This is a genomic window from Brachybacterium sp. (assembly GCF_036379615.1).
Classification (GTDB): domain Bacteria; phylum Actinomycetota; class Actinomycetes; order Actinomycetales; family Dermabacteraceae; genus Brachybacterium.
Map to the genome: position 1 here is coordinate 75,544 of NZ_DASVGJ010000009.1, position 22,459 is coordinate 98,002.

Below are 22,459 nucleotides of genomic sequence, written 5' to 3' on the forward strand. Positions count from 1 at the left end.
GACCAGAGGCCCGTCGGGTTCACCGCTTCTTCCGGAGCCGGCGGGCGAAGATCGGGTTCGTGTAGAACCAGAGGTCCTCCCAGGCGTCGACCTCGCCGGGCACATCGATGGCAGGGCCCTGGGGGTCGATGCCCGCCCCGAGGAAGCCGGGCTGGCTGCGCTTGCCGTCCGTGCCGCGCACGCGGAGGTAGCTGTCCTGCTCGAGCGTGAAGGCGTACCGGAGCTCGAGGATGCCGTCCTGATCGGTGGTGTCCCAGGAGTGCACGACCCGGGTGTCGGGCGCGACCGTCGTGCTGCTGTCCGCGGCGGGCCCGGTGACCGCGCCGAGGATGAGATCCACCCGGGCCAGCTGCGGGAGCAGGCCCGCGTAGTTGACCTGGGAGGCGGTCTCGATGCTGAGGGTCAGCTCGACCTCCGTGGGCTCCGCGACCTTGAGGGTCTCGCCGAGACCGGCGCGGTGGCGCTTCCCCTCCTTGCCCTTCACCTGCAGGCTCATCTCGAGAGAGGCGATCAGATCGCCGAAGCACACCCACATGCGCCCGGCCCGCATCGCCTCCATGACCGCGCGGTGGCTGCGGTCCTCGGCGGCGACCCAGGTCCTGTTGTAGGCCCCGGGGGCGAAGGAGCTGTACTCCACCACCGGACGCCCGGCGTTGACCGGGGGCGGGAACACGCCGGTGGTCTCGAAGGTGTCGCCGGCCTCGTTGTAGGGAATGTCGGCGTAGCCGGTCTGCTGCAGTGCGTCCACGGGGTTCTTCACCCAGTCGCCGCAGCCCTGATGGCCGTCGGAGGTGGTGGTGATCCACCAGCGCCGGCCCTCCGCGAGCAGGCTGTCCCACATGCCGCCGACGGTCGCGGTCATCCAGTCGAAGCCGCCCCAGGTCCGGTAGCTCTCCTCGGGATAGCCCGGGAAGGAGTGCTCGCTCGCGCCGCCGTCGTAGAGGCCGCGACCGCGGGCCATGCCTGCGGGCAGAGAGGCGGCCTGATGCCCGGGGGCTCCTTCGAAGCCGATCACCACGTCGGGAGCGGCGTCCTGCCAGGCACGCAGCTCGGCCGGGGAGTCGATGCCCTTGCGGGCGGGATGGTTGGGCAGCACCAGGACGTCCTCGAGGCGGCCCTTGGTGCGGGTCCGATCGAGGAAGTCGAGCGCCTCGAGGGCGAGAGCCTCGTTCTCGGGAGTGCCGGGACGGGCATCGACCACGTTGGCGTCGAAGCGGTCCACGAACTCCTGCAGCACCTCCGCCTCCTGCTCGCCGGGCGCCATCATCAGCGTGGTGTGCTCGCCGGCGGGGATGTTCCATTCGAGGCCGTTGAAGATCAGCAGCTCGTCGCCGAAGCGATCGCGAGCGGCGAGCATGTCCTCGCGCTGGGGCGCGATGCTGTGCGCGGAGAACGGCTCGTTGCCGTGATCGGTGATGACGATCCAGTCCAGACCACCGGCCACGGCGCGCCTGGCCTGGTCCTCGATCCGGAACATCGCATCGTTGCTGTACTGGCTGTGCAGGTGGTGGTCGCCGGAGAGCCAGACGTAGCCGTCCTTGCCGGGCCTCCTGCCGGACTCCTTCCCCGGCCTCCTGCCGTTTCCCGAGTCCGCGTGCACGGCGGAGGTTGCGCCGAGGGCCGCGGCCCCGAGGGCGCCGGCACCGGCCAGTCCCGCTCCGCGCAGGAAGCCGCGCCGCGCGGGCAGCTCGGTGGCATCCGTGGAGGGTTCGGGGGGCGTCGGGGCCGACGGGACGGCGGGATCACGATGCATCAGGAGGGTGCCTCTCGGAGAGCGGTCTGTGCGACATGTGCGCACGGAACGCTACGAGACGGCTCGAACGTCTCAGCGTGGCGGGAGTGAACGGCCTGCGACGGTCGAGGGAACACGAGCCGGCCCCGGCTCGCGGGCGACACCTCGGCATTGCGTCGTGGTGCCGCTGCACTGCACTACCGCACAGCGGAGCACTGCTGCACTGCGGAGTCCTCGCCCGCTGGCGCCCACCGCGCGATCTGGGCGGCGAGGTGGCCGGCGCCGTAGCCGTTGTCGATGTTGACCACGCCGATCCCGGGCGCGCAGGCGGAGAGCATCGTGAGCATCGCGGTGCGGCCCCCTTCGGCCACGCCGTAGCCGACGGAGGTGGGCAGGGCGACCACCGGGGCGGCGATCTGGCCGGCGACCACGGTGGGCAGCGCTCCGTCCATGCCGGCGGCGACCACCACGCAGGCCGCCTGGCGCAGCTCGGGCAGGCGCGACTGGAGCCGGTGCAGCCCGGCGATCCCGATATCCGCGATGAGCGTCGTGGGGCGGCCGAGGTAGCGGGCGGTGAGCTCGGCCTCGCGGGCCGCGGGCAGGTCGCTGGTGCCGGCACAGGCGACGATGACCAGGCCTCCGGCCGGTTCCGGGGGCGTTGCGGGCCAGGCGAGCAGGCGTGCCTCGGGATCGTGCAGGGCGTCCGGCAGGGCGGCGAGCACCGCCTCGGCGCGGGCGGCATCGGCGCGGGTGAACAGCACCGGGCCGAGGCCATCCCGGCCCTCGGAGTGCAGCCGGGCGTACTCCGCCGCGATCGCCCCGACCTGCTCCACGCTCTTGGCGTCGCAGAGCACCGCCTCGGGGGCTCCGCGGCGACGGGCGCGGTCGAGGTCCAGGTCGAGGAAGCCGTCGATCCTCCCGTCGGCCGGTGCGCGATCGTCCGGCGCGAGATCACCCGGCGCGAGGTCGCTCGAGCCCTCAGCGGCCTCAGCCATGCGACCCGGCGCCCTTGCCCACGATCTGCAGCGAGAAGAGCCCTGAGCGGATGCCGTCCAGATCGATCGTGACGTGCTGGAACCCGGTCTCCTTGCCGGCGGCGACGAGCGCCGCACGGATCTCGGGCTCCATGGCGCGGGCGAGCTCCCCCGTGGGCAGCTCGATCCGGCCGACGGCGCCGTGGTGTCGCACCCGGCAGTCGCTGAAGCCCTGCTCGTAGACGGCGTCCTCGAGGTCGTCGATCTGGCGCAGCTTCTCGGGGGTGACGCTCTCCCCGAAGGGGATGCGGGAGGCGAGGCAGGGTGCGGCGGGCTTGTCCGCGACGGGCAGGGACATCGCGCCGGCGACCTCCCTGACCTGCTGCTTGGTCAGTCCGACGACGGAGAGCGGCCGCAGCACCTGGTGGCGGGTGGCGGCACCGGCACCGGGCCGGTCGTGGCGAGTGGCGTCATCCGCGTTCTCGCCGTAGGCGACCGCGTCCAGCCGCTGCGCGCCGACCACGTCGTCACCGATGCGGGTGAACAGCTCGTTCTTGCAGTGGAAGCACCGGGTGCCGTCGTTCTTCTGGTAGTCGGGGTTCTCGCCCTCGTGGGTGTGGACCTCGACCACCTCCGCCCCGATCACGCGCGCGACCTGGTGCGCGAGCCGCCGCTCACGGCGGGCGAGGGACGGGGAGACCCCGAGCAGGGCGACGACGTTCTCGGCGCCCAGAGCCCGTACGGCGAGCGCCAGCAGGGTCGCGGAATCCACTCCCCCGGAGTAGGCGACGCCGAGGCGTCGCACCCCGGCGAGCTCGGCGGAGACGGCATCGGCGAGCTCGAGGGTCTCGCCGGTCAGCGCCTCGGGCGTCATCGCGGTGACCTCGAAGCCCGGATGGCCGGGCGAGAACAGCGAGGCGGGGGCCGACGGGGCGGTCCGGGTGGCGGTCACTCGCCCTCCCCCGCCGCTCCTGCACGCTCGGAGGCCAGGCGGAAGAGCACCTCGCCGGCGTGGTCGATGACCAGGGTGTCGGGATCGTTCCGCAGGGCCTCGAGATCGAGGGAGGCGGGGTCCATGTAGTGGACGTTGTACGCCTCGCACTCCTCCTGCGAGATGGAGGTGGCGAAGTAGCGGTTCACCCGCTGCTCCTCCTCCCCGGTCTCCGGGTCGTACGTGCCCAGGCCCGTCACGTGCGTGGAGTGGGCGAGCTCGCCCCAGGGGTGGTCCTTGAAGCGGTCCCACTGCTTCGTGAAGTACTCGATGTTGTGATAGCCGATCTCGCGCAGGCCGGGGTGCATCGCGGCGACCTCGGTGATGTGCGGGGCGTAGATGATCACGTCGCCGCCGTCGGCGCAGACGGGCTCGGACTTGTAGAAGCCCTTGGCGCCGGTCCACATGTCGTCGTACATCTCCGGCACCAGCGCGACGATCCGCTGGTAGGGCTTGTCGACGTAGGTGATGTGGGTCTGGGCGGAGATCCTCGCCATCGCGGCCCAGGCGGCCTGCGGGTCACCGAAGGCGATGGCGTTGAGGTCCTGGCCGCCGGAGATCACGTCCATGGTGAAGGCGAGCTTCTCCGCGCCGATGAGGTCGCTGGCGGCGTCGACCAGCTGGCGCACCGGGGTGATGCCGAGGGTGCCGATGATGCGGCTGGCGGTGATGAGCGCGCCCACCCAGTGGGAGATGTCGATGACGTCGTGCACCGAGCAGCCGGGGAAGAAGTACTTGTTGCCGCCGGAGAAGCCGACCACCTCGTGGGGGAAGACGGGGCCGACGATGAGGTTGACGTCCGACTCGACGCACAGGCGGTTGATCTGCACGCGCATGGGCACGTCGGTGAGGAGCCCGCCGGTGAGCTCGGCGATCTGCTCGGCGGAGATCTCACCGAGGTCCGCGATCTGCTCCGGGTCGTCCCAGGCGTGGTTGACGACGGTCCATTCGGGATAGGTGGCCTGCGCACCGCGCTCGGTCGCGCCCAGCAGCGCATCGATGGCACTCTCGCCCATCGCGGCATGAGTGCCGAGCGCGATCAGCACCGTGACCGAGGCGGCCCGGCCGGCGAGCGCGTCGTGGATCGCGGGCAGCACCTTGGGCAGCGGGACGGAGCGGGTGCCGTCGGGGATGATCAGGCACACTTTCTTGCCGTCGAGATCCCGGTCGGCGAGCTGCGCGGTGACGAAGCCGGTGATCTGCTCGTCGGTGAGCACGCCCTCGGGGCCGCCGAGGAGGGCGGCGCGTTCGGCCAGTCCCTCGGGGATCGGAGCGATCGTCGGGCCCGAACTCTGCGTCTGCGTCTGGCTCATCGCACCACTATGCGCCGTCGGGCCTGACCAGGACAAGGACGACCCGGCTGTTGCCAGCGGAGCCGGGACGTCGGGTCTCCGCTCGAGCACCCCCACGGAGGGCGTGAGGGACCACGTCGTCCGATTTCTTCTGGCAGCCGCGGGCCATGACCGCCAGGCTCGACCCATGATGCACACCGGAGATCGCACCGACCCCGCCCCTGCCGCCACGCCGTCCCCTCGCCCGACCCCGCCCAGGTACCTTCCTCGAGCGATCCCGCCTGCAGCCCTCTCGGAGCTCCGAGACCGCGACGATGCAGGTAATGCCCTGCGTCCCTTCGTGGTCGCCGACCCCTCAGCTCCGCTCGATGCGGAGGGGAGCCCGCTGCGCTGCTGCCTCCGCTCCGCCCGGGCCGGCGAGCGCATCGCCCTGGTCAGCTACGCGCCGCTTCGGCGCTGGGCGGCGGCCCACAAGGTCGATCCGGGCGCCTACGACGAGGTCGGACCGGTGTTCGTCCATGCGGAACCGTGCCCCGGCCCCGAGCTGTCCGGAGCAATGGCGGAGTATCCCCACGCCCGGACTGGTGCGCTGCGCACCCTGCGTCGCTACGACGATCGAGGCCAACTCCTCGGCGGCGCCCTGCTGGAGATCCCGGCAGACGCCACCGCCGGGTTCGACAGTGCGATCGATGAGGCCTTCGCCGACCCCGCCGTCGCGCTCGTGCACATCCGCGCTCTCGAGCACGGCTGTTTCCAGTTCGCCGTGGAACGACCGGCGCCGGAGGAGGTGCCCCACCCCCGGCCGTCGCCGTCGAGCTGAGGCACGACTATTCAGGGGCGCGGGCGATCGGGTCACCCTAGGGTGGCCCGATGTCCTCCGCCTTCGCCGCCCCGGCAGTCTCCCTGCGCAGGCTCGCTCCTCGCGGTGCGGATCGCGAGGAGCTGCTCGCCTTCCTCGCCTCGCACTCCTTCCCGTTCCACGTCATGGTGCGGCGCAGCCGCGAGGAGGTGGCCGCAGCGATCGACGACGGCGCCTACGAGAATGACGAGACGCAGACCTTCTGGCTCGAGCACGCGGAGCTGGGGCGCATCGGCCTGCTGCGGCTCGAGGACCTCGAGGACCCCACCCCGATGCTCGACCTGCGCCTGGCCGAGGAGTTCCGCGGCCGGGGCCTGGGCTCCGAGGCCCTCGGCGCAGCCACGCGCCACGTCTTCGAGTACTTCACCGAGGTGACCCGCTTCGAGGGCCAGACCCGCGAGGACAACCTCGCGATGCGCCGCACCTTCCTGCGCTGCGGCTGGGTGAAGGAGGCGCACTACCGCGAGTCCTGGCCCATCGCGGGCGGGGCCCCGCTCGTCTCGGTCGCCTACGCGATCCTCCGCCGCGACTGGGAGACGGGGACCGTGACCCCTGTGCCGTGGGAGGAGCCCGCGCGTGTCCAGAGGTCGGCAGTCGGGATCCGTGCACGGCCCAGACCGATCGCGTAGCTTTGCCGGATGACCCACAACGACGTCGATCAGACCCCCCTGCCCGACGCAGTACGCGCACTCCACCGTGGACCCGAGGCCCTGCCGCACCGCGTGGGCAGCTCAGTGGTGCTCCGGAGCATTCGTCCCGTGGAAGGCCACGGCCCGAGGGTGGGATTCGCCGTGTCGGGCGTGGTCCTCCGGGACGATGACGAAGCCATCGTGGTCGCATCGATATCAGGATCGGGAAAGGCCGCCCGCACCGGAGCGCGAGGAGGCCCCCGAGGGCGCAACGTCCTTGATTCCGAGTGGGATGGCTCGTACGACCTCGGAGTCTGGGACGGGGAGACGGTGGTGAGAGTCCACAGACGAGGCCAGTGCTGGTCGATATGGCGCTTCCATGATGGTCACGAGTGGAATCTGTCCTGGTACGGCAACCTCGAGGCGCCGTGGACACGCACCGCGATCGGCTACGACACGCAGGACTGGACGCTCGATGTCGTCGCAGAGGGACTGCCGGGAACGGCGGGCTGGACAGTCGGCCTCAAGGACGAGGACGAACTGGAATGGTTCACCGATCAGGGGGTCTACTCGGCCGAGGAGGCCGAGGGCATCCGTGAGGTCGGGCTGGCTCTCGTGGACTCCCTGGCGCGCGGCGGGGAGGCTGCCGACGAGGACTGGGGTCGCTGGGTTCCTCCGCGCGACCTAGGACCCACACCGCTGCCGAGAGGCTGGCGATCACTCACAGAGTCGGTCCGCACAGGACCGCTCACGGAGTAGTGGCCCGACGGGGGTGAGGCGCGCTCCTCGGACGGACGCTCCTCGTCCGCGCCACGGCAGGACCGAGTGTGGCACCGGCCGCACTGACTTGACCCTCGGCACGATGACTTCGAAACTGTACCGGCACGACGGTTTAGTTCTGAGGAGTTCCGATGACCGGCACGATGAGCACCACGACGAGCAGCACGATGAGCACCCTGCGCCGCTGGGCAGCCCTGGCCGTGCTGGTGGGAGCGGTGCTGCTGCTCGCCATCGACGCCACGGTGCTCTATCTCGCCGTGCCCGCGCTGACGGCGGATCTCTCCCCCACGGCCACCCAGGTGCTGTGGATCGGGGACATCTACTCCCTCGCCCTGGCAGGGCTGCTGGTCACCATGGGCAACCTCGCGGACCGCATCGGGCGCAAGCGGCTGCTGCTGCTCGGCGCGACCGCTTTCGGGGCGGCCTCTGCCCTCGCGGCGTTCGCCCCGTCGGCCGAGGTGCTCATCGTGGCGCGGCTGCTGCTGGGGATCGCCGGGGCCACGATCATGCCCTCGACGCTGTCGCTGATCCGCAGCATCTTCACCGACCCCGCCGAGCGGACCCGGGCGATCGCGCTGTGGTCCGCCGCGGCGGCCAGCGGGATCGCGCTCGGCCCCGTGGTGGGCGGAGCGCTGCTGGAGAGCTTCTGGTGGGGCTCGGTGTTCCTCATCAACCTCCCCGTCATCGCGGTGGTGCTGATCGGCGGGGCGTGGCTGCTGCCGGAATCCCGCAACCCTGCTCCGGGTCGCTTCGACCTCCTCTCCAGCGCGTTGTCGATGCTCGCACTGGTCCCCTTCGTCCTCACCGTCAAGCAGATCGCCGGCGGGAGCGCCGGCCTCGGCACCGTCCTCGCGATCGCCGCAGGGATCCTCGGAGGCGTGCTCTTCGTGCGCCGGCAGCGCCGCGTGGAGTCGCCCATGATCGAGGTGGACCTGTTCCGCAACCCCGCCTTCAGCGGCGCGGTGCTGGTCAACTTCACGTCCGTCTTCGCGCTCAGCGGCGTGCTGTTCTTCTTCTCGCAGTACCTGCAGCTGGCGCGCCACCTCAGCCCGCTCCAGGCCGGCATCGCGCAGCTGCCCGTCGCGCTCGCGTCCATGGCGGCCGTGCTGCTGGTCGGGTTCCTGCTCGCACGGCTGGGACGCGGACGCGCGATCGCCCTCGCGCTGCTGATCGGGGCGGCGGGGCTCGGACTGCTCGCGGCTCTCGAGAGCAGCGAACAGCTCGGCTGGGTGCTGCTCGCGCTCGTCCCGCTCGGGCTGGGCATCGGCATCGCCGAGACGCTCAGCGTGGACGCCGTCGTCTCCGCGGTACGACCGGCCAAGGCGGGCGCCGCCGCCTCGGTGGCAGAGACGGCCTACGAGCTGGGCGTGGCCCTCGGCATCGCGGTGCTGGGATCCGTCATGACCGTGCTCTACCGCTCCGGGCTCTCCCTCCCGGCGGATGTCACGGGCGCCGTGGCGGCGCGCGCGCAGGACTCGCTCTCCTCCGCGTCGGCCGTCCTCGCCGACCACGCCGACGCTCTCGCCGCCGCCGAGCACGCCTTCGTCTCCGCGATGCAGGTGACCACGCTGATCGCCGCCGGGGTCATGGTGATCGCGGCGGTCATCGCCTTCACCCTCATCCCCGACACCCGGACCGCCGCACCCGCCGCCGACCCCCGGGCCACACCGCCCGCTCCCGACACCCGGGCTGCCGAGCCCTCTGCCCGCTGAGCGCGGCGAGGATCAGGGAGACTGGGGCCATGTCACGCACAGCAGGGCGCAGCGCAGAGGACACCCGGCGTCTGATCCTCGACACCGCCATCCGCCTGGTGGGCCGGAAAGGCACGGCGGTGCCGGTCTCCGAGATCGCCACCGAGGCGGGTATCTCCAAGGGCGGCCTGCTCTACCACTTCCCCAGCAAGGAGGTGCTCCTCCACGCCCTGGCGAGCGACCTCATGGCCCAGTTCCGGGACCAGGTCCACGCGAGCGCGGCGGCGGAGCCCCCCTCCCCCGGCCGGCTCACCCGTGCCTATGTCCGCGTGAGCTTCACCGACGCCGGCGATTTCCACCGCCTGCGGGACTCCATCGCCCTGGCCTCCCACCTCATGTTCGAGCCGGGACTCGCCGAGCTCGCCCAGCAGGATGCGACCCAGTGGCGCGAGGAGCTCCACGCCGACGGGCTCGATCCGGCCGTGGTGCGCCTGGTGATCGCGGCATCCGACGGGAGCATGCGCGCCCCGCTGTGGGGCGCGATCCTCGACGACCGCGATCGTGAGCAGCTGGAGATCTCGCTGCTCGACCTCGCGACACCCTGACGCCCTCGCCCCGCGGACGACCGCCGCGTCAGGCGGGGCGCCGCCGAATACTCGATGATGAGGACGCCCCGGGCGCCTCTACAGTGGGCCGATGACCGACCGCGCCGTGCCCATCGCAGACTCCCTCGACGCCAAGATCCAGAGCTACTACGCCGGAGGCGACGAGGCGGCACGCCTGACCACCCGTTCCGCCGGCGGCCAGATCGAGGCCGCACGCCTGCGCAGAGAGCTCGCCTCCCTGCCCGCCGGCTCGCGCATCCTCGACGTGGGCGGCGGCACCGGCATCCACGCCTCCTGGCTGGCCGCACAGGGCCACGACGTGACCATGCTGGATCCGGTCCCGGAGCAGGTCGAGATCGCTGCGCGCGAAGGGACGTTCGCCGCCGAGCTGGGCGACGCCCGCGCGCTCACGCAGACGGATGCCTCGTTCGACCTGGTCCTGATGTGCGGACCTCTCTACCATCTCGCCACCCGCTCGGAGCGCGTCACCGCCCTCGCCGAGGCGCGCCGCGTGCTGCGCCCCGGCGGCCTGCTGCTGGCCTCGGCGATCTCCCGGCTGTCCAGCTTCCAGGACAGCTCTCTGCAGCACGGCGGCGCGGGCCTCTCGGAGGAGGAGATCGCGGTGCTGCGCGGCGGCGACTGGACGAACCCGGGCGAGGGCTTCCCCGGCGGCCATTTCCACACCGCGCAGGAGCTGCGCGAGGAACTCACGGAGGCCGGCTTCCCGCAGGCGCAGGTGACCGGCATCGAGCTGCCGTCGGTCGCCTGGGAGCTCTATCCGGCTGACGACGAGCTGCTCGCCCTCGGCGAGGCGATGCTCGCGCGCATGCGGGCGCTGGATCCGGACGGTCGGCGGGCCGCGCTCACCGCGAACCTCTCCCCGCACCTGCTCGCCTCGGCATCCCGCTCGACGGAGGGCTGACGCGGGCTCCACGGGGCACGCCCCGCCTCGGGGCACGCACCGGGCCACTGGTGGCGGGCACGCCGTCGGCCTCGCCCCCGCCCCTCTCCGGCTCCGTCCGAAGGTCGCGGCCGCACCCCGGGAAACGGTACTTCCGAGCGATGTGCCCGGCGCACCGCCGTCCTAGCATCGAGCCGTGAAACGCTCAACGACAGCTCCGCCCGCGGTCGCCGACAGCACCGGCCCCGCCGGGATCGACCCTGTCGGCCCCATCCCCGTCGACCCGGCCCCCGTCGGCCCGGCCCCCGTCGGCGGGGCCTCCGGCGACCCGACGTCCGGCGGCCTCCGCCGGCGATCCACCGCCGTGCAGGTCGCGCTGGGGATCGCCGCGCTGGCGCTGTTCTGCGTGCTGGTGCCGATCCACGCCAACGGGTACGGCACGCCCGTCGTGCTCGCCCTGCCGCTCGGTGCGGCGCTGGTCGCCGCGCCCCTGCTGGCCATCCCCCGCCCGCGCATCGCGAGCGTCCTCGCCTGCCTCGCCGTCTGGATCCTGCCGCTGGTGTCGCTCGGCGAGGGGCCTTCGTCCTGGCCGTGGCCGTGGTCGGTGCCCGCGATGATCGCGTTCACGCTGTTCGTGCTGGTCATCACCACGCTGCACGGCTGGAAGGCGGGGGCGGCACCGCTCGTGATCGGGCACCTGGGCCCGCTGCTGAGCGCGCCGCTGCTGGGGCGGGGGGAGGTGGCCGGCACGGATCTGATCGTCGCCGCCTCCCTCAGCGCGGGAGCGTACCTGGTGGCAGTGCTGCTGGGCAGCCGGTTGCGCGTGGGCGAGGAGCTGCACCGCGAGCGGGAGGTCTCCGCCGCGGAGCACTCGCGCCGCCTGCTGGTCGAGGAGCGCACCCGGATCGCCCGCGAGCTGCATGACGTGGTCGCGCACAGCACGGCCCTCACCCAGGTGCAGGCCTCCACCGCCCGCTACCGGATCCCCGATCTCTCCCCCGAGGCCGCGGCGGAGTTCGACGACATCGCGCGCAGCGCCCGCGGCTCCCTCGAGGAGATGCGCCGCCTGCTGGGGGTGCTGCGCACCGAGGACCACGCCCCTCCGCTCGCACCACAGCAGGGCATCGCGGAGATCCCCGAGCTGGTCGAGGGCTTCCGCCGCGCGGGCGCGGAGCTGGAGCTGCACGTGGACGAGGCGCCCGGGCACGTGCGCGCCTCCGTGGATCTGGCCGCGTATCGCGTGACGCAGGAGGCGCTGAGCAACGCGGTGCGACACGCCCCGGGGGCCCCGATCGACGTGCAGGTGGTCTTCGAGCCGGGCGCCGTGATGCTGCGCGTGCACAATGAGAGGGTGACCGCCTCGACGGCGCCCGCGACGCCGGGCTCCGGCAACGGTCTGCGCGGAATGCAGGAGCGCGTCTCGCAGCTGGCAGGGACCCTCCGGCATGGGCCCGAGCCGGACGGGGGCTGGACCGTCACCGCGGTCCTCCCGCTCACCGACCACCCCCAGGAGCCCTCATGACGATCACCGTTCTCCTCGCCGACGACGCCGCCATGGTGCGCGCCGGGTTCGCGGCCCTGCTCGACGCACAGGAGGATGTGCGCGTGATCGGCCAGGCCACGACCGGCACGGAGGCCGTCGCCCAGGCGGCGCGGCTGCGCCCGGACGTGATCCTGATGGATGTGCGCATGCCGGAGATGGACGGGATCGAGGCGACGCGCCGCATCGGGGCACCGAGCTACCCGGCCTCGCCCCGGCCACGGATCCTGATGCTCACCACCTTCGACATCGACGACTACGTCCACGACGCCCTGCAGGCCGGCGCCAGCGGCTTCCTGCTCAAGGACGCCTCGCCCGAGGAGCTGGTCCATGCGGTGCGCGTGATCGCCGCCGGCGACGCGCTGCTCTCCCCCGGGATCACGCGGCGGATGATCGAGCAGTTCGCGGCGCGCAGGCCGCGCCCTCAGCGTGACGCCGGGGTGCTCGCCCAGCTCACCGACCGCGAGCGGGAGGTGCTGATGCTGGTCGCGCAGGGTCGCTCGAACCGGGAGGTGGGGGCGGAGCTGTTCATCTCGGACCACACCGTGAAGACCCATGTGGGTCGCCTGCTCACGAAGCTCGGCGCGCGCGACCGGGTGCAGCTGGTGATCTTCGCGTACGACAACGGCCTGGTCTCGCCGCTGGGCTGACCGCCCGGACCCGCGGCCTGGACCCGCAGCTCGGCACAGCAGCTCGGACCAGCACCTCAGGACAGCAGCTCGGATCACCCGAAGGGACCACTCGCCTGGCTCCCGGGAGCTACTGCGGAACGGCACCTGCGCGCGACGCGACCTGAGGCACCTCGTCCATAACCTCCTCGGCATCACCCGAGGAGGAGCCCCATGGCCGTCATCGCTCTCGCACCCCAGAGACCGTCCCCCACCCCTGCGTCACCTGCGCGTTCGCACCGCGATCGTGGCATCGACCTGGTCCGCGCGCTATGCGTGCTGGCGGTGATGCTCGTCCACGGACTCCAGGTCGCGGTCACCCTCGACGTCGCCGGCCCGCTGCTCGAGTACGCCACGCGCGGCGCGGCCTGGTATCCGCCGCTGACCTGGCTGCTGCAGGTGATGCCGCTGTTCTTCGTGGTCAGCGGCTTCGCGGGCGCGATCGCGCACCGCCGGCTGCGGGAGCGCGGCGGCTCCGCGACGGACTTCGTCACGGCCCGCGTGCATCGCCTGTTGGTGCCGGTGCTCGCGCCGGTCGCCGCGGTCGTGGTGGCGCTGGCCGCGGTGGGCGCCGCAGGCGCCCCGGGGGAGCTGCTGGCCGAGATCGGGCTGCGCTGGCGCGAACCGCTGTGGTTCCTGGCGGTGTTCCTTGGCGCGCAGGCGCTGCTTCCCCTGCTGCTGCGCGCCCATGCGCGGGCACCATGGACCTCCCTGCTCGCTCTCGTCGGCGGCGCGGTGGTGGTGGACGTGCTGCGCGCGCAGACCGGGATCGACGCGATCGGCCACGCGAACCTCGCCTTCGTCTGGCTGGCGCTGCAGCAGGCGGGCTTCCTGCTGGCCGACGGGCATCTCGAGGCCCTCTCCCGCCGCACCCGACTGCTGGGCGCCATCGCGGCAGCCGCCGCCCTGCTCACCGCCTTCGCGAGCGGGCTGTGGAATCCCGACCTCATCGCGCACCTCAATCCGCCCACCACCGCCCTGCTGGTGCTCGGCACTGCCCAGACCCTCGCACTCACTCTGGTCAGGCCCCAGCTCCGCGCCCTCGCCGAGCGCCCGCGCATCGCGGCCGTGACCGGCTTCGTCACCGCCCGCACGATGACGTTCTACCTATGGAACCTCTCCGCGCTGCTGCTGCTGGCGGGCGGGGCGCTGCTGATGGCGCACTGGGGCGTGCTCGACCTGCCGGAGCTCTCGAGCGTCGAGTGGTGGCTGGACCGGCCGCAGTGGCTGATCGCCTCGATCGCGCTCACCGCGACCGCGGCCTGGCTCTTCGGCCCGCTCGAGAGCCAGCGCCCGGTGCGGCCGACGCGAGAGACCCGCCGCACCGCGCAGGCGATCGGGCTGGGGCTGGCCGGTCTTGGAGTGCTGCTCCTGGCGGGCGCGTCACCGCTCAGCGGCCTGGCCGCTCTCGTCCTGCTGCTGGGCGCCCTCGCCCGGATCCGCGCACCGCGTCCGTCCCTCACCGGCGCGCGGCGCGTGGTGCCTCAGGAATCGCCCGCAGGTGCTCCGGAAGGCTCCGTCTCAGCGGCGAGCACCGCCCCCAGCAGGCCGGGGAAGCGGGCATCGAGGTCCTCGTCGCGCAGGCAGTTGAGGATGGCGGTGCCGCGATAGCGCTGCGTGATGACCCCCGCCTCACGCAGCACCCGGAAGTGGTGAGTGGAGGTCGACTTGGTGACCGGGAGGTCGAAGGCGATGCAGGCCTGATCGTCGTGCCCGCCGGCGAGCTGGGTGACGATCCGCCGACGGATCGGGTCCGCGAGCGCGGAGAGCACCTGGTCCAGGGCGATCTCCTGGGCATCGGGGTGGGGCAGTGTGCGCACCGTCTCCTCCTGGTTCCACGCGATGACGTTCCCTGGGGTGACCTCGAGAGTACTATCGTCAGCGTAGTACGGCACCCTTCGTACTTACCGTCGATCCCTCCGGAGGCACCTCCCGTGACGACCCTGTTCACCCCGCTCCAGCTCCGCGGCCTCGAGATCCCGAACCGCGCGTGGATGTCGCCCATGTGCACCTACAGCGCAGCGGCAGAGCCCGCGACGGCCGGTCGGCCCACCGATTTCCACCTCGCCCACTACTCGGCCCGGGCGGCCGGCGGGGCGGGCATGGTGGTCCTCGAGGCGACGGGCGTGGCACCCGAGGGCCGGATCTCGCCCTTCGACCTCGGGCTGTGGGAGGACGCGCAGATCCCGGACTTCTCCCGGATCGCCTCCGCGATCCGCGCCCAGGGGGCTGTCGCGGGCATCCAGCTCGCCCACGCCGGCCGGAAGGCCTCCACCGGCCGCCCCTGGGAGGGCGGCGACTGGCTGGGCACCGACGAGCACGGCTGGATGCCCTACGGCGCGAGCCCCGTCGCCTTCCCCGGCGGTCCGGTTCCGCACGAGCTGACCCGTGAGGACATCGCCGCGGTCGTCCGCGCCTTCGCCGACGCCGCCCTCCGCGCGCTCGAGGCCGGCTTCCAGGTCGCGGAGATCCACGCCGCGCACGGCTACCTCCTGCACTCCTTCCTCTCCCCGCTGACCAACCACCGCACCGATGAGTACGGCGGCGACCTCGCCGGCCGCGCCCGCCTGGTGCTCGAGGTGATCGACGCGGTCCGTGCGGTGTGGCCGCAGGAGCTGCCGGTGCTGATGCGCATCTCGACCACCGATTGGGTCCAGGAGAACCCCGAGGATTCCCGCGAGAGCTGGACCTACGAGCAGTCCGCCCAGCTGGTCGCCTGGGCGGGAGAGCACGGCGTGGACCTGGTCGACGCCTCCTCCGGCGGGAACGACGTGGTGCCGATCCCCCACGACGAGGACTATCAGACCAGGTACGCGGCGCGACTGCGCCGGGACACCTCGGTCGCCGTCGGCGCCGTCGGCCGCGTGAAGGATGCCCGGCGGGCGGAGGAGCTGCTCACCTCCGGTGAGGCGGACGCCGTGCTCGTGGGTCGCGAGATGCTGCGCGACCCCTCCTGGGCCAATCACGCCTCCCGCGCTCTCGGCGCCGCCCCGCGGTTCCTCGAGCAGTACGCCTACGCACTCTGAGCTGCCCCGGCGTCCCGGCTGAGCGCCGGGCCCGCGAGCGATTCGAGGGGGCCGACGTCGGTCCGTCGGCCCCCTGGATCAGCGTGCACGGCACAACGGCCCGGGGCATGGGGCTCGCCGTCAGTCCCGCACCGGATCCCGACCGCCGGCCTCCCGGAGGAAATTCCGATGACGCCCGCTCCCCGAACAGGGAGGATGGTCGCCATGGACGAGGTCGAGGTGGTCGTCGCGCACAGCCAGCGCGCCACGCTGCGCGTGGGCGAGGTGTTCCTGAAGGTCGATGGCGATCCCACCCACGCGAGGGCTGAGCAGGCGGCGATGGCGCTGGCCCCGGTCCCCACACCGGAGGTCCTGTGGCATCAGGGGCCGGTGCTCGCCCTCGCCGCCGTTCCCGGGACGGCGCTCGGCGTGCTGGGCGCGCCCTCGGAGGCGACGCCCGCCGCCTGGGCCGCGACCGGCCGGGCGCTGCGCAGACTCCACGACGCCCCTCCCCCGCCCGCGCGCGGCCGGACGGTCGCCGAGGTCGGTGAGGAGCTCGAGCGCGAGTGCGCCTGGCTGCTCGCCCATTCACCCCTGCCCGCCGAGGTCATCCACCGCAACCGTGACATCGCCCGTGCCGCGCTGCGGCCCTGGGATCCGGTGTTCATCCACGGCGATCTGCAGATCACGCACGTCTTCGTCGAGGGGGACGAGGTCACCGGGATCATCGACTGGTCCGAGGGGGCGCCCGGGGACGCACTGTTCGACCTCGCGATCCTCACCCTCGGGCACGAGGAGCGGCTGGAGGATCTGCTGGCCGGCTACGGCGGGGACGTGGACCGCGGGATACTCCGCGCGTGGTGGTCGCTGCGGAGCCTCACGGCCGCGCGCTGGCTGCTAGAGCACGGCTTCGACCCCGACGCGCCGGGCTGCGAGTTCGACGTGCTGCGCGACCGGATGGAGGATCCCGCATGAACGCCGCGGCCATCACTCAGACCTCCTCGCCCGGGGGTCGTACGGCGAGCACGTAGGCGGCGCGCACGGCGAAGAGCAGAACGCCGTCGGCGTCCGTGAGCTCCTCGGTGCGCGCGGTGAAGACCTCGCGGATCCGCGCGCGGATCTGCGGCGTCTGTGCGCGGAGGACCGCTCCCGGGGTCGCGATCCCTGCGGCGAGCCCGGCCCAGAGATCCTCGGGGCGGATCCGCCACTCCCAGGTCAGGTCGCAGGCCTGCTCGATGTCGAGCCCGCCCTCTCGGGTGAGAGCGGCGAGCCCGTCGGCGGAGCGGAGGAAGTCCTCGTCGGCCGGCAGCCTCTCGGGAGGAGGGAGCACTGCATCGGAGTCGTCGAAGATCTCGCCGAGCAGCATGCTCCAGCTCGCGCCGCCGGCAGGCCAGATAGTCATCGCGAGACGTCCGCCGGGGCGCAGCACGCGGTGCAGCTCGGCGAGCGCGGCACGGGGGCGGCCGACGTGGTTGATCACGAAGTTCGCCGCGATCGCGTCGGCACCCGCGTCCTCGAGCGGCAGCTCGGGCAGCGCCGCTCGCCGCACCCGTCCGTGCAGGCGTCCGCGAGCGGCCTCGACCATGGAGGCGTCGGCGTCCAGCGCCGTCACCGAGCGCCCCTCCCGCTCCGCCTGCGCCGCGAGGAGACCGGTGCCGCAGCCGATGTCGACCAGGTCCCCGTCCGGCAGATCGGCGAGGATCCGTGCGGCGGTGCCGTCGCAGAGGGTCGCGAAGGAGCGGTCGTAGGCCTCGGCGGTGGCGGTCCAGTCCCTCATGCCTCCAGTGAACCGCACCTCGGGCAGGAGCGCGGTGGAACGACCGCGAGCCGGCGCCGGTCGCACCGCGCGGCCGGACGCACCACCTACCGGACGCCGACTTGCATCCATTGATGCATGCATTAGAGTCTCCGCCATGCGCACCCCGACCCTCCCCTGGCTCGAGACCCGCGAGAACCGGCCGCTCGCGGTGCAGATCGCTGCCGCGACGGCCCGGCGCATCACCGAGGGTGCGATCGAGCCGGGCGAGCTGCTGCGCGAGGTCGACCTCGCCGCCGAGCACGGCGCGAGCCGCACTCCGGCCCGCGAGGCGATGCTGCAGCTGGAGGCCTGGGGGCTGGTGCGGCTGATCCCGAAGAAGGGCGCCCTGGTCACCACGCCCACGGCGCGCGAGCGGGACGAGCTGCTGTCCGTCCGCGCGATGCTCGAGGGGCACGCCGTCTCCCGCATCGCCCCGGACCCGGCCCGGCGGCAGGGACTGCTCGCGGCCCTCGCCCCGGTGCTCGCGGCCCAGCAGGCCACCGCAGACAGCCCTGCAGAGTTCGCGGTCCACGACTACACCTTCCACCTCACCCTCGCATCCCACGACGACAACCGCGTGGTCGAGGAGGTGCTGCGCTCCCTCGGGCCGCGCCTGTTCCGTCTCACGCACCTCGCGGTCCTCTCCCCCGCCGCGGATCTGCCCGCCCTGCACCGTGAGCACGTCGAGCTCACGGGCGCCGTCGCGAGCGGCGACGTCGCCGGCTTCCGCGAGATGATCGACCGCCACCTGCGCACCGGGCACGACAGCTACGCGGTGGTGGCGGAGTGAGGGACGCAGCGAGCCGCTCCCGCATCCCCGCCTGGCTGGCCGTCGCTCCAACCGGCTTCGTCCTCGCCTGGGGCGGCAACCACTTCACGCCGCTGCTGCACGTGTACGAGACCGTCGGGGGCTATGCCCCGTGGCAAGCGAACCTGCTGCTGGGGATGTACGTGGTGGGCCTGATACCCGGGATGCTGCTGGCCGCGGGGCTCTCGGACCGCCACGGCCGCCGCCCGCTCGCGATCGTCGGCCTCCTCGCCGCGGCGCTCGGCAGCATGCTGCTCGCGGCGAGCATGACGAGCTTCGTGCTGCTCTGCGCCGGTCGCGTGCTCGCGGGCATCGGGGTGGGGGTGGGCATGTCGGTCGGCTCGACCTGGATCAAGGAGCTCTCCTCCGCCCCGCACGACCCGCGCGCGGCGCCGACGGCCGGGGCGCGCCGCTCCTCGATGACCCTCACCCTCGGCTTCGCGATCGGCGCGGGCGTGACCGGCAGCCTCGCCCAGTGGGCGCCGCTGCCCGGCCGGCTGCCCTTCCTCGTCCATCTCGGGCTGTGCCTGCTCGCCGGGATCGCGCTGCTCCGAGCGCCGGAGAGCCTGCCGCGGGAGCTGCGGGCCCGCGGGGCGCTGCGGGAGGACCTGCGGGTCCCGTCGGTCGGGCATCCCCTCTTCGTGAGGCTCGTGCTGCCGGCCGGGCCGTGGGTGTTCGCCGCCGCCGGGGTCGCCTACGCGATCCTGCCCAAGACCGTCGAGGCGCAGATCGGCGAGGCCGCGACGATCTACGCGACCGGTCTGACCGTGCTCACCCTCGGCATCGGCGCGCTCGCGCAGGGGACGGTGGGCCTCATCGACCGACTCACCCGTGGTCGCGCGCTCGTCGTGGGCATGGCCGGAATGAGCGCCGGGATGATCCTCGCGGCGGTCGCCGCCGACCTCCGTCACCCCGTCCTCGTGGTGGGAGTCGCCGCGCTGCTCGGCGCGTCCTACGGGGTGTGCGTGGTGGCGGGCCTGGTCATCGCGCAGTCCCTCGCCTCACCGCGCGAGCTCGCGGGGATCACGGGCGTCTACTACTCCCTCGCCTATCTCGGCTTCCTGCTGCCGACGCTGCTGGCCGCGCTCACGCCGGTGCTGCCGTACCCGGGCGGGCTCGCGGCCGTCGCGGCGGTGTGCGTGCTGTGCCTGACGGTGGTCGCCTGGGGGCTGCGCCGCCCGCTCCCCCGGCCGGCGGAGGCCGCACCCGACGAGGCGCCCGAGGAGGAGCTCGTCGAGCCGGAGATCGCCGCCGTCGCGGCGTCCTGACGGCCCGCCGCTCACCGCATCGTCGCGGCGAGCTCCTGGTCGCCGAGCGCCCGGTCCGCGAGCACGAGGCGCACGGCCGACGGGTCGGGGTTCCCGGCGTCCGGGCCCCGGTGGCGCAGTGAGAGCCCCACCCTCTCGGCCACGGCGGCGGAGGCCCGGTTGTGCTCGAGCAGGTAGGCGACCACCGGCAGCTCCGGCCGCGCCTCCCGCGCCGCGGCCACCGCCGCCCGGGCGACCTCGGTCGCGAGCCCCCGCCCCTGCGCCTCGGGCGCGAAGCGGTAGCCGAGGTTCCAGAAGGCGTCCTGCCGTACCGCGCAGCCGCCGTGCCCGACGACCTCCCCGTCCTCGCGCACCATCCAGGCGCCGAGGCCCTGCTCGCGCCAGTCGTCGAGCCAGTTCTCGAGCGCGTCGCGGGTCGTGCCGAGGTCGGCGAAGCGCCCGCTGGGCAGATGCGTCCAGGTGCGGGGATCGGAGTAGAGGCGGTGGAGGTCGGCGAGGTCCACCGCGCTCGGCGGGTCCAGCTGCAGACGATCGGTCCTGGTCACGATCTGCTCCTCCGATCAGCAGCCCTGTGCGGCGAGAGGAATCCTAGAGGCAGGCTGGGACGACGGCGCCGGTCGCCAGGTCACGGCGACGCCGTGAACCGGCGCAGGATGGGGCTCAGCGCGCCGGCGAGAGCGGTCAGCAGGAATCCGGCGCCCGCCACGACCAGCGCCCACCCGCCGCCGAAGCGCCCCGCGAGCAGGCCCCCGATCAGCGGCCCGAGCGGGGACAAGGCCATGCTCGCCACCCCCAGGAGCGCGCCGATGCGACCGAGCATTCCGGCGGGCACCAGCTCCGAGATCACCGCCCCGGCGGCGACGTTCAGGGCCGGGGTGACCAGGCTGAAGGCCAGGATCGGGAAGAACGGCCACCAGGGCTCCCACGGCAGAGCGGCGAGGATCAGGCAGAGGCCGAGCACGGCCGGCACCCCGACGGCCAGGCGCCCGACCGCCACCTTCCCCGTCAGCCATCCCGAGGCCAGAGCGCCGAGGAGGCCACCGATACCGATCCCGGTGAGCACGAAGCCGGTGAGCGTCGCTGTCCCTCCCAGCGCGCGGATGTGCACGATCAGCGACAGCGTGACGGCGCCACCGCAGAGATTCATCGCCATGAGCACCAGCGTCATCTCCCGCAGCCCACGTCGGGCCAGCAGCCACTGCAGGGCGTCCCGGGCCTCGGCGAGCATGCCGGGGCGGGGCGAGCTGACCTCATCTGCCTCGGAGGTCTCCGGCTCCTTCGAGGCGGCGGGAGTGCCCTCACCATCTGCTCCCTCGCCCTCTTCCGGACGCCTCGGCACCTTGGCGAGCACCGCGAACACCCACGCCGCCGCCACGCTCACGGCCATCACGAGATAGGGCGCGAGCAGCCCCACCCCGGAGAGCACGCCTCCGATCGCGGGACCCGCCACGCGCCCGGCGTGGGAGCGGGCCTCCTCCTGGGCGAAGGCGCCGCGCAGCTGGGAGGTCGGGACCACGGCGCGGATCGAGACCTGTCGGGCCGGTCCGAGGAAGGCCTGGCAGAGCCCGTCGACGGCGGCGAACACCAGGAATCCGGCCAGGCCCGCGCAGCCGGCGAGCAGTCCTGCGAGCAGCACCAGGGCGTTGAGCACCTGGACGGCCTGGGCGATCAGGAGAATGCGCCGACGGTCGTGGCGGTCCACCCAGATCCCCGCGGGCATCTGCGCGAGCAGCATCGCGGCGGTGAGGGTCGCGGCGACCAGCCCGGCGCGCGCGGCACTGCCGGTCAGCGCGAGAAGCGTCAGCGGCAGCGCGACACGGTTGATCTCGGTGCCGAGCGTGGTGCAGGCGGCGCCGGCCCACAGGAACTGGAAGCGGGCATTGCGCCGCAGCGGCGGAGTCATCGGGCCCATGCCCACCTCGATCTCTGAAGTATTCCTTTCACAGTTGTGAAGGTAATGCTTCAGATCCTCGGCGACAAGTTCCGCCCTCGGCCTACGATGGCCCGCATGCCCCTCGATCCCCCACCTCTGCTGGACGACCACGACCGCATGCGCGCGGTCAGCCATCCGGCCCGCTGGCGAGTGCTGCAGGAGCTCTGGAACGGGAACACCCTGACCAGCACGGACGCCGCCGCACTGGTGGGCCTGACCCCGTCGGCGATGAGCTACCACCTGCGTCGCCTCGCGGCTCTGGGCCTGGTGGAGCAGGCTCCATCGGCCGATGGCCGTCAGCGCCCGTGGCGCGCCAGCACCGACGGGCTGCAGATGACCGGTCAGCCGGACGCCGCGCTGGGCGGGACGATGATGCAGAACTTCGCAGCAGACATCAGCCGCGCCCTCGCGATCCCCGCACCGCCCGAAGGCGATCCTCGACCGTGGCCCGCGAACTTCGGCCACCGCCGGGTGAGGATGACCCGCACCGAGTCGAAAGCGCTGTATTCCGAGATCAGCGCGATGATCGGGCGCCTCGAGGAGGCCGGTGCCGGGCGGGCGGAGCGCGGCGAGGAGGAGACCGAGGCCGGGGAGCCCGTCTACCGCTACGACGTCTTCTGGGCGGCCGCCGCCTCCGAGGATGACGGCGCCACCACCTGACCCGCGCCGGAGGCTCCCACCCACGACGGAGAGTCTCAGAAGGTGTCAGCGACCGACCAGCTCCCCGAGGCCGCAGCCCTGATGCCCGATCACAGGGCGTCGTCGACGCGCTCGGCCCCGTCGCGCTCGGTGTGCTCGAGCCAGAGGCGCTGGGCGATGGCGTCGGGCTCGGCAGCGGGCCCTCCATTCCCGATCCCGGCGAACAGCGGGATGTGTGCGACGTGCACGCCGGCGCCCGCGGCCCCCTGGTGCAGCGTGAGCGCGTAGCCGCGCAGCGCGCCGCTGCCGATGGTGGTCGTGGTGAACTCGGCGGGCCGGAGAGCGG

General features: G+C 72.9%; 22 protein-coding genes and 1 pseudogene. 14 read left to right on the top strand and 9 right to left on the bottom strand.

What is annotated here, in order from left to right; translation table 11 throughout:
- Positions 1-19: 19 nt before the first annotated feature.
- From VF289_RS02285 to VF289_RS02300, 4 genes are all read right to left on the bottom strand, one after another.
- A complete protein-coding gene (locus tag VF289_RS02285) occupies positions 20-1,753 on the bottom strand; it encodes a PHP domain-containing protein (RefSeq protein WP_330880677.1) in 1,734 nt (577 codons plus the stop codon).
- 176 nt (positions 1,754-1,929) lie between these two features.
- Positions 1,930-2,727: a nickel pincer cofactor biosynthesis protein LarB gene (larB, locus tag VF289_RS02290; protein WP_330880679.1), complete on the bottom strand. Its 798-nt coding sequence runs from the start codon at positions 2,725-2,727 to the stop codon at positions 1,930-1,932.
- Positions 2,720-3,658 carry an ATP-dependent sacrificial sulfur transferase LarE gene (larE, locus tag VF289_RS02295; protein WP_330880681.1) on the bottom strand — a complete coding sequence of 313 codons (939 nt, stop codon included), beginning with the start codon at positions 3,656-3,658 and terminating at the stop codon, positions 2,720-2,722. The genes larB and larE overlap by 8 nt, the downstream gene beginning before the upstream one ends.
- Positions 3,655-5,010, bottom strand: a complete 1,356-nt coding sequence (locus VF289_RS02300; RefSeq protein ID WP_330880683.1) for a lactate racemase domain-containing protein — start codon at positions 5,008-5,010, stop codon at positions 3,655-3,657. The genes larE and VF289_RS02300 overlap by 4 nt, the downstream gene beginning before the upstream one ends.
- A gap of 166 nt (positions 5,011-5,176) precedes the next feature.
- Between VF289_RS02300 and VF289_RS02305 the strand changes: the two genes are divergently transcribed.
- The 9 genes and pseudogenes from VF289_RS02305 to VF289_RS02345 all read left to right on the top strand — a co-directional run.
- Positions 5,177-5,809 (top strand): DUF1203 domain-containing protein, encoded by a 633-nt coding sequence (locus tag VF289_RS02305; RefSeq protein WP_330880685.1) that lies wholly within the window; start codon positions 5,177-5,179, stop codon positions 5,807-5,809.
- Between the two features lie 50 nt (positions 5,810-5,859).
- Complete coding sequence (locus tag VF289_RS02310; protein ID WP_330880687.1) at positions 5,860-6,477, top strand: GNAT family protein; 618 nt, start codon at positions 5,860-5,862, stop codon at positions 6,475-6,477.
- A 333-nt stretch (positions 6,478-6,810) separates the two neighbouring features.
- A complete protein-coding gene (locus tag VF289_RS02315) occupies positions 6,811-7,236 on the top strand; it encodes a DUF402 domain-containing protein (protein ID WP_330880689.1) in 426 nt (141 codons plus the stop codon).
- Between the two features lie 152 nt (positions 7,237-7,388).
- Positions 7,389-8,969 carry an MFS transporter gene (locus VF289_RS02320; RefSeq protein ID WP_330880691.1) on the top strand — a complete coding sequence of 527 codons (1,581 nt, stop codon included), beginning with the start codon at positions 7,389-7,391 and terminating at the stop codon, positions 8,967-8,969.
- A 29-nt stretch (positions 8,970-8,998) separates the two neighbouring features.
- A complete protein-coding gene (locus tag VF289_RS02325) occupies positions 8,999-9,553 on the top strand; it encodes a TetR/AcrR family transcriptional regulator (RefSeq protein WP_330880693.1) in 555 nt (184 codons plus the stop codon).
- Positions 9,554-9,644: 91 nt separating this feature from the next.
- On the top strand, positions 9,645-10,475 hold the full coding sequence (locus tag VF289_RS02330) for a class I SAM-dependent methyltransferase (RefSeq protein ID WP_330880695.1): 831 nt from the start codon (positions 9,645-9,647) through the stop codon (positions 10,473-10,475).
- A gap of 175 nt (positions 10,476-10,650) precedes the next feature.
- Positions 10,651-11,976 carry a sensor histidine kinase gene (locus tag VF289_RS02335; protein WP_330880697.1) on the top strand — a complete coding sequence of 442 codons (1,326 nt, stop codon included), beginning with the start codon at positions 10,651-10,653 and terminating at the stop codon, positions 11,974-11,976.
- Complete coding sequence (locus VF289_RS02340) at positions 11,973-12,644, top strand: response regulator transcription factor (RefSeq protein WP_330880699.1); 672 nt, start codon at positions 11,973-11,975, stop codon at positions 12,642-12,644. Before VF289_RS02335 ends, VF289_RS02340 begins: the two co-directional genes overlap by 4 nt.
- 192 nt (positions 12,645-12,836) lie before the next feature.
- Positions 12,837-13,919: pseudogene (locus VF289_RS02345) on the top strand (acyltransferase family protein); the annotation flags it as partial.
- 227 nt (positions 13,920-14,146) lie between these two features.
- Here the strand turns inward: VF289_RS02345 and VF289_RS02350 are convergent.
- On the bottom strand, positions 14,147-14,557 hold the full coding sequence (locus VF289_RS02350; protein WP_330880702.1) for a helix-turn-helix transcriptional regulator: 411 nt from the start codon (positions 14,555-14,557) through the stop codon (positions 14,147-14,149).
- Positions 14,558-14,596: 39 nt separating this feature from the next.
- Between VF289_RS02350 and VF289_RS02355 the strand changes: the two genes are divergently transcribed.
- On the top strand, positions 14,597-15,688 hold the full coding sequence (locus VF289_RS02355) for an NADH:flavin oxidoreductase/NADH oxidase (protein WP_330880704.1): 1,092 nt from the start codon (positions 14,597-14,599) through the stop codon (positions 15,686-15,688).
- Positions 15,689-15,856: 168 nt separating this feature from the next.
- Positions 15,857-16,642 (top strand): aminoglycoside phosphotransferase family protein, encoded by a 786-nt coding sequence (locus VF289_RS02360; protein WP_330880706.1) that lies wholly within the window; start codon positions 15,857-15,859, stop codon positions 16,640-16,642.
- 16 nt (positions 16,643-16,658) lie between these two features.
- On the opposite strand, the gene VF289_RS02365 is transcribed toward VF289_RS02360, so the two are convergent.
- Positions 16,659-17,444 carry a class I SAM-dependent methyltransferase gene (locus VF289_RS02365; protein WP_330880708.1) on the bottom strand — a complete coding sequence of 262 codons (786 nt, stop codon included), beginning with the start codon at positions 17,442-17,444 and terminating at the stop codon, positions 16,659-16,661.
- Between the two features lie 136 nt (positions 17,445-17,580).
- Between VF289_RS02365 and VF289_RS02370 the strand changes: the two genes are divergently transcribed.
- Positions 17,581-18,255, top strand: coding sequence for a GntR family transcriptional regulator (locus VF289_RS02370; protein WP_330880709.1), 675 nt, complete (start codon positions 17,581-17,583; stop codon positions 18,253-18,255).
- Positions 18,252-19,541, top strand: a complete 1,290-nt coding sequence (locus tag VF289_RS02375) for an MFS transporter (RefSeq protein WP_330880711.1) — start codon at positions 18,252-18,254, stop codon at positions 19,539-19,541. Before VF289_RS02370 ends, VF289_RS02375 begins: the two co-directional genes overlap by 4 nt.
- Before the next feature lie 11 nt (positions 19,542-19,552).
- On the opposite strand, the gene VF289_RS02380 is transcribed toward VF289_RS02375, so the two are convergent.
- Together VF289_RS02380 and VF289_RS02385 are read right to left on the bottom strand one after the other, a co-directional pair.
- Positions 19,553-20,086: a GNAT family N-acetyltransferase gene (locus VF289_RS02380; RefSeq protein WP_330880713.1), complete on the bottom strand. Its 534-nt coding sequence runs from the start codon at positions 20,084-20,086 to the stop codon at positions 19,553-19,555.
- Positions 20,087-20,166: 80 nt separating this feature from the next.
- Positions 20,167-21,453 (bottom strand): MFS transporter, encoded by a 1,287-nt coding sequence (locus VF289_RS02385; RefSeq protein WP_330880715.1) that lies wholly within the window; start codon positions 21,451-21,453, stop codon positions 20,167-20,169.
- A gap of 96 nt (positions 21,454-21,549) precedes the next feature.
- Here VF289_RS02385 and VF289_RS02390 point away from each other — a divergent pair, with 96 nt between their 5' ends.
- On the top strand, positions 21,550-22,134 hold the full coding sequence (locus VF289_RS02390; RefSeq protein WP_330880717.1) for a winged helix-turn-helix domain-containing protein: 585 nt from the start codon (positions 21,550-21,552) through the stop codon (positions 22,132-22,134).
- 89 nt (positions 22,135-22,223) lie between these two features.
- Here VF289_RS02390 and VF289_RS02395 read toward each other — a convergent pair whose 3' ends face one another.
- Positions 22,224-22,361: a hypothetical protein gene (locus VF289_RS02395; RefSeq protein ID WP_330880718.1), complete on the bottom strand. Its 138-nt coding sequence runs from the start codon at positions 22,359-22,361 to the stop codon at positions 22,224-22,226.
- Between the last annotated feature and the right edge of the window lie 98 nt (positions 22,362-22,459).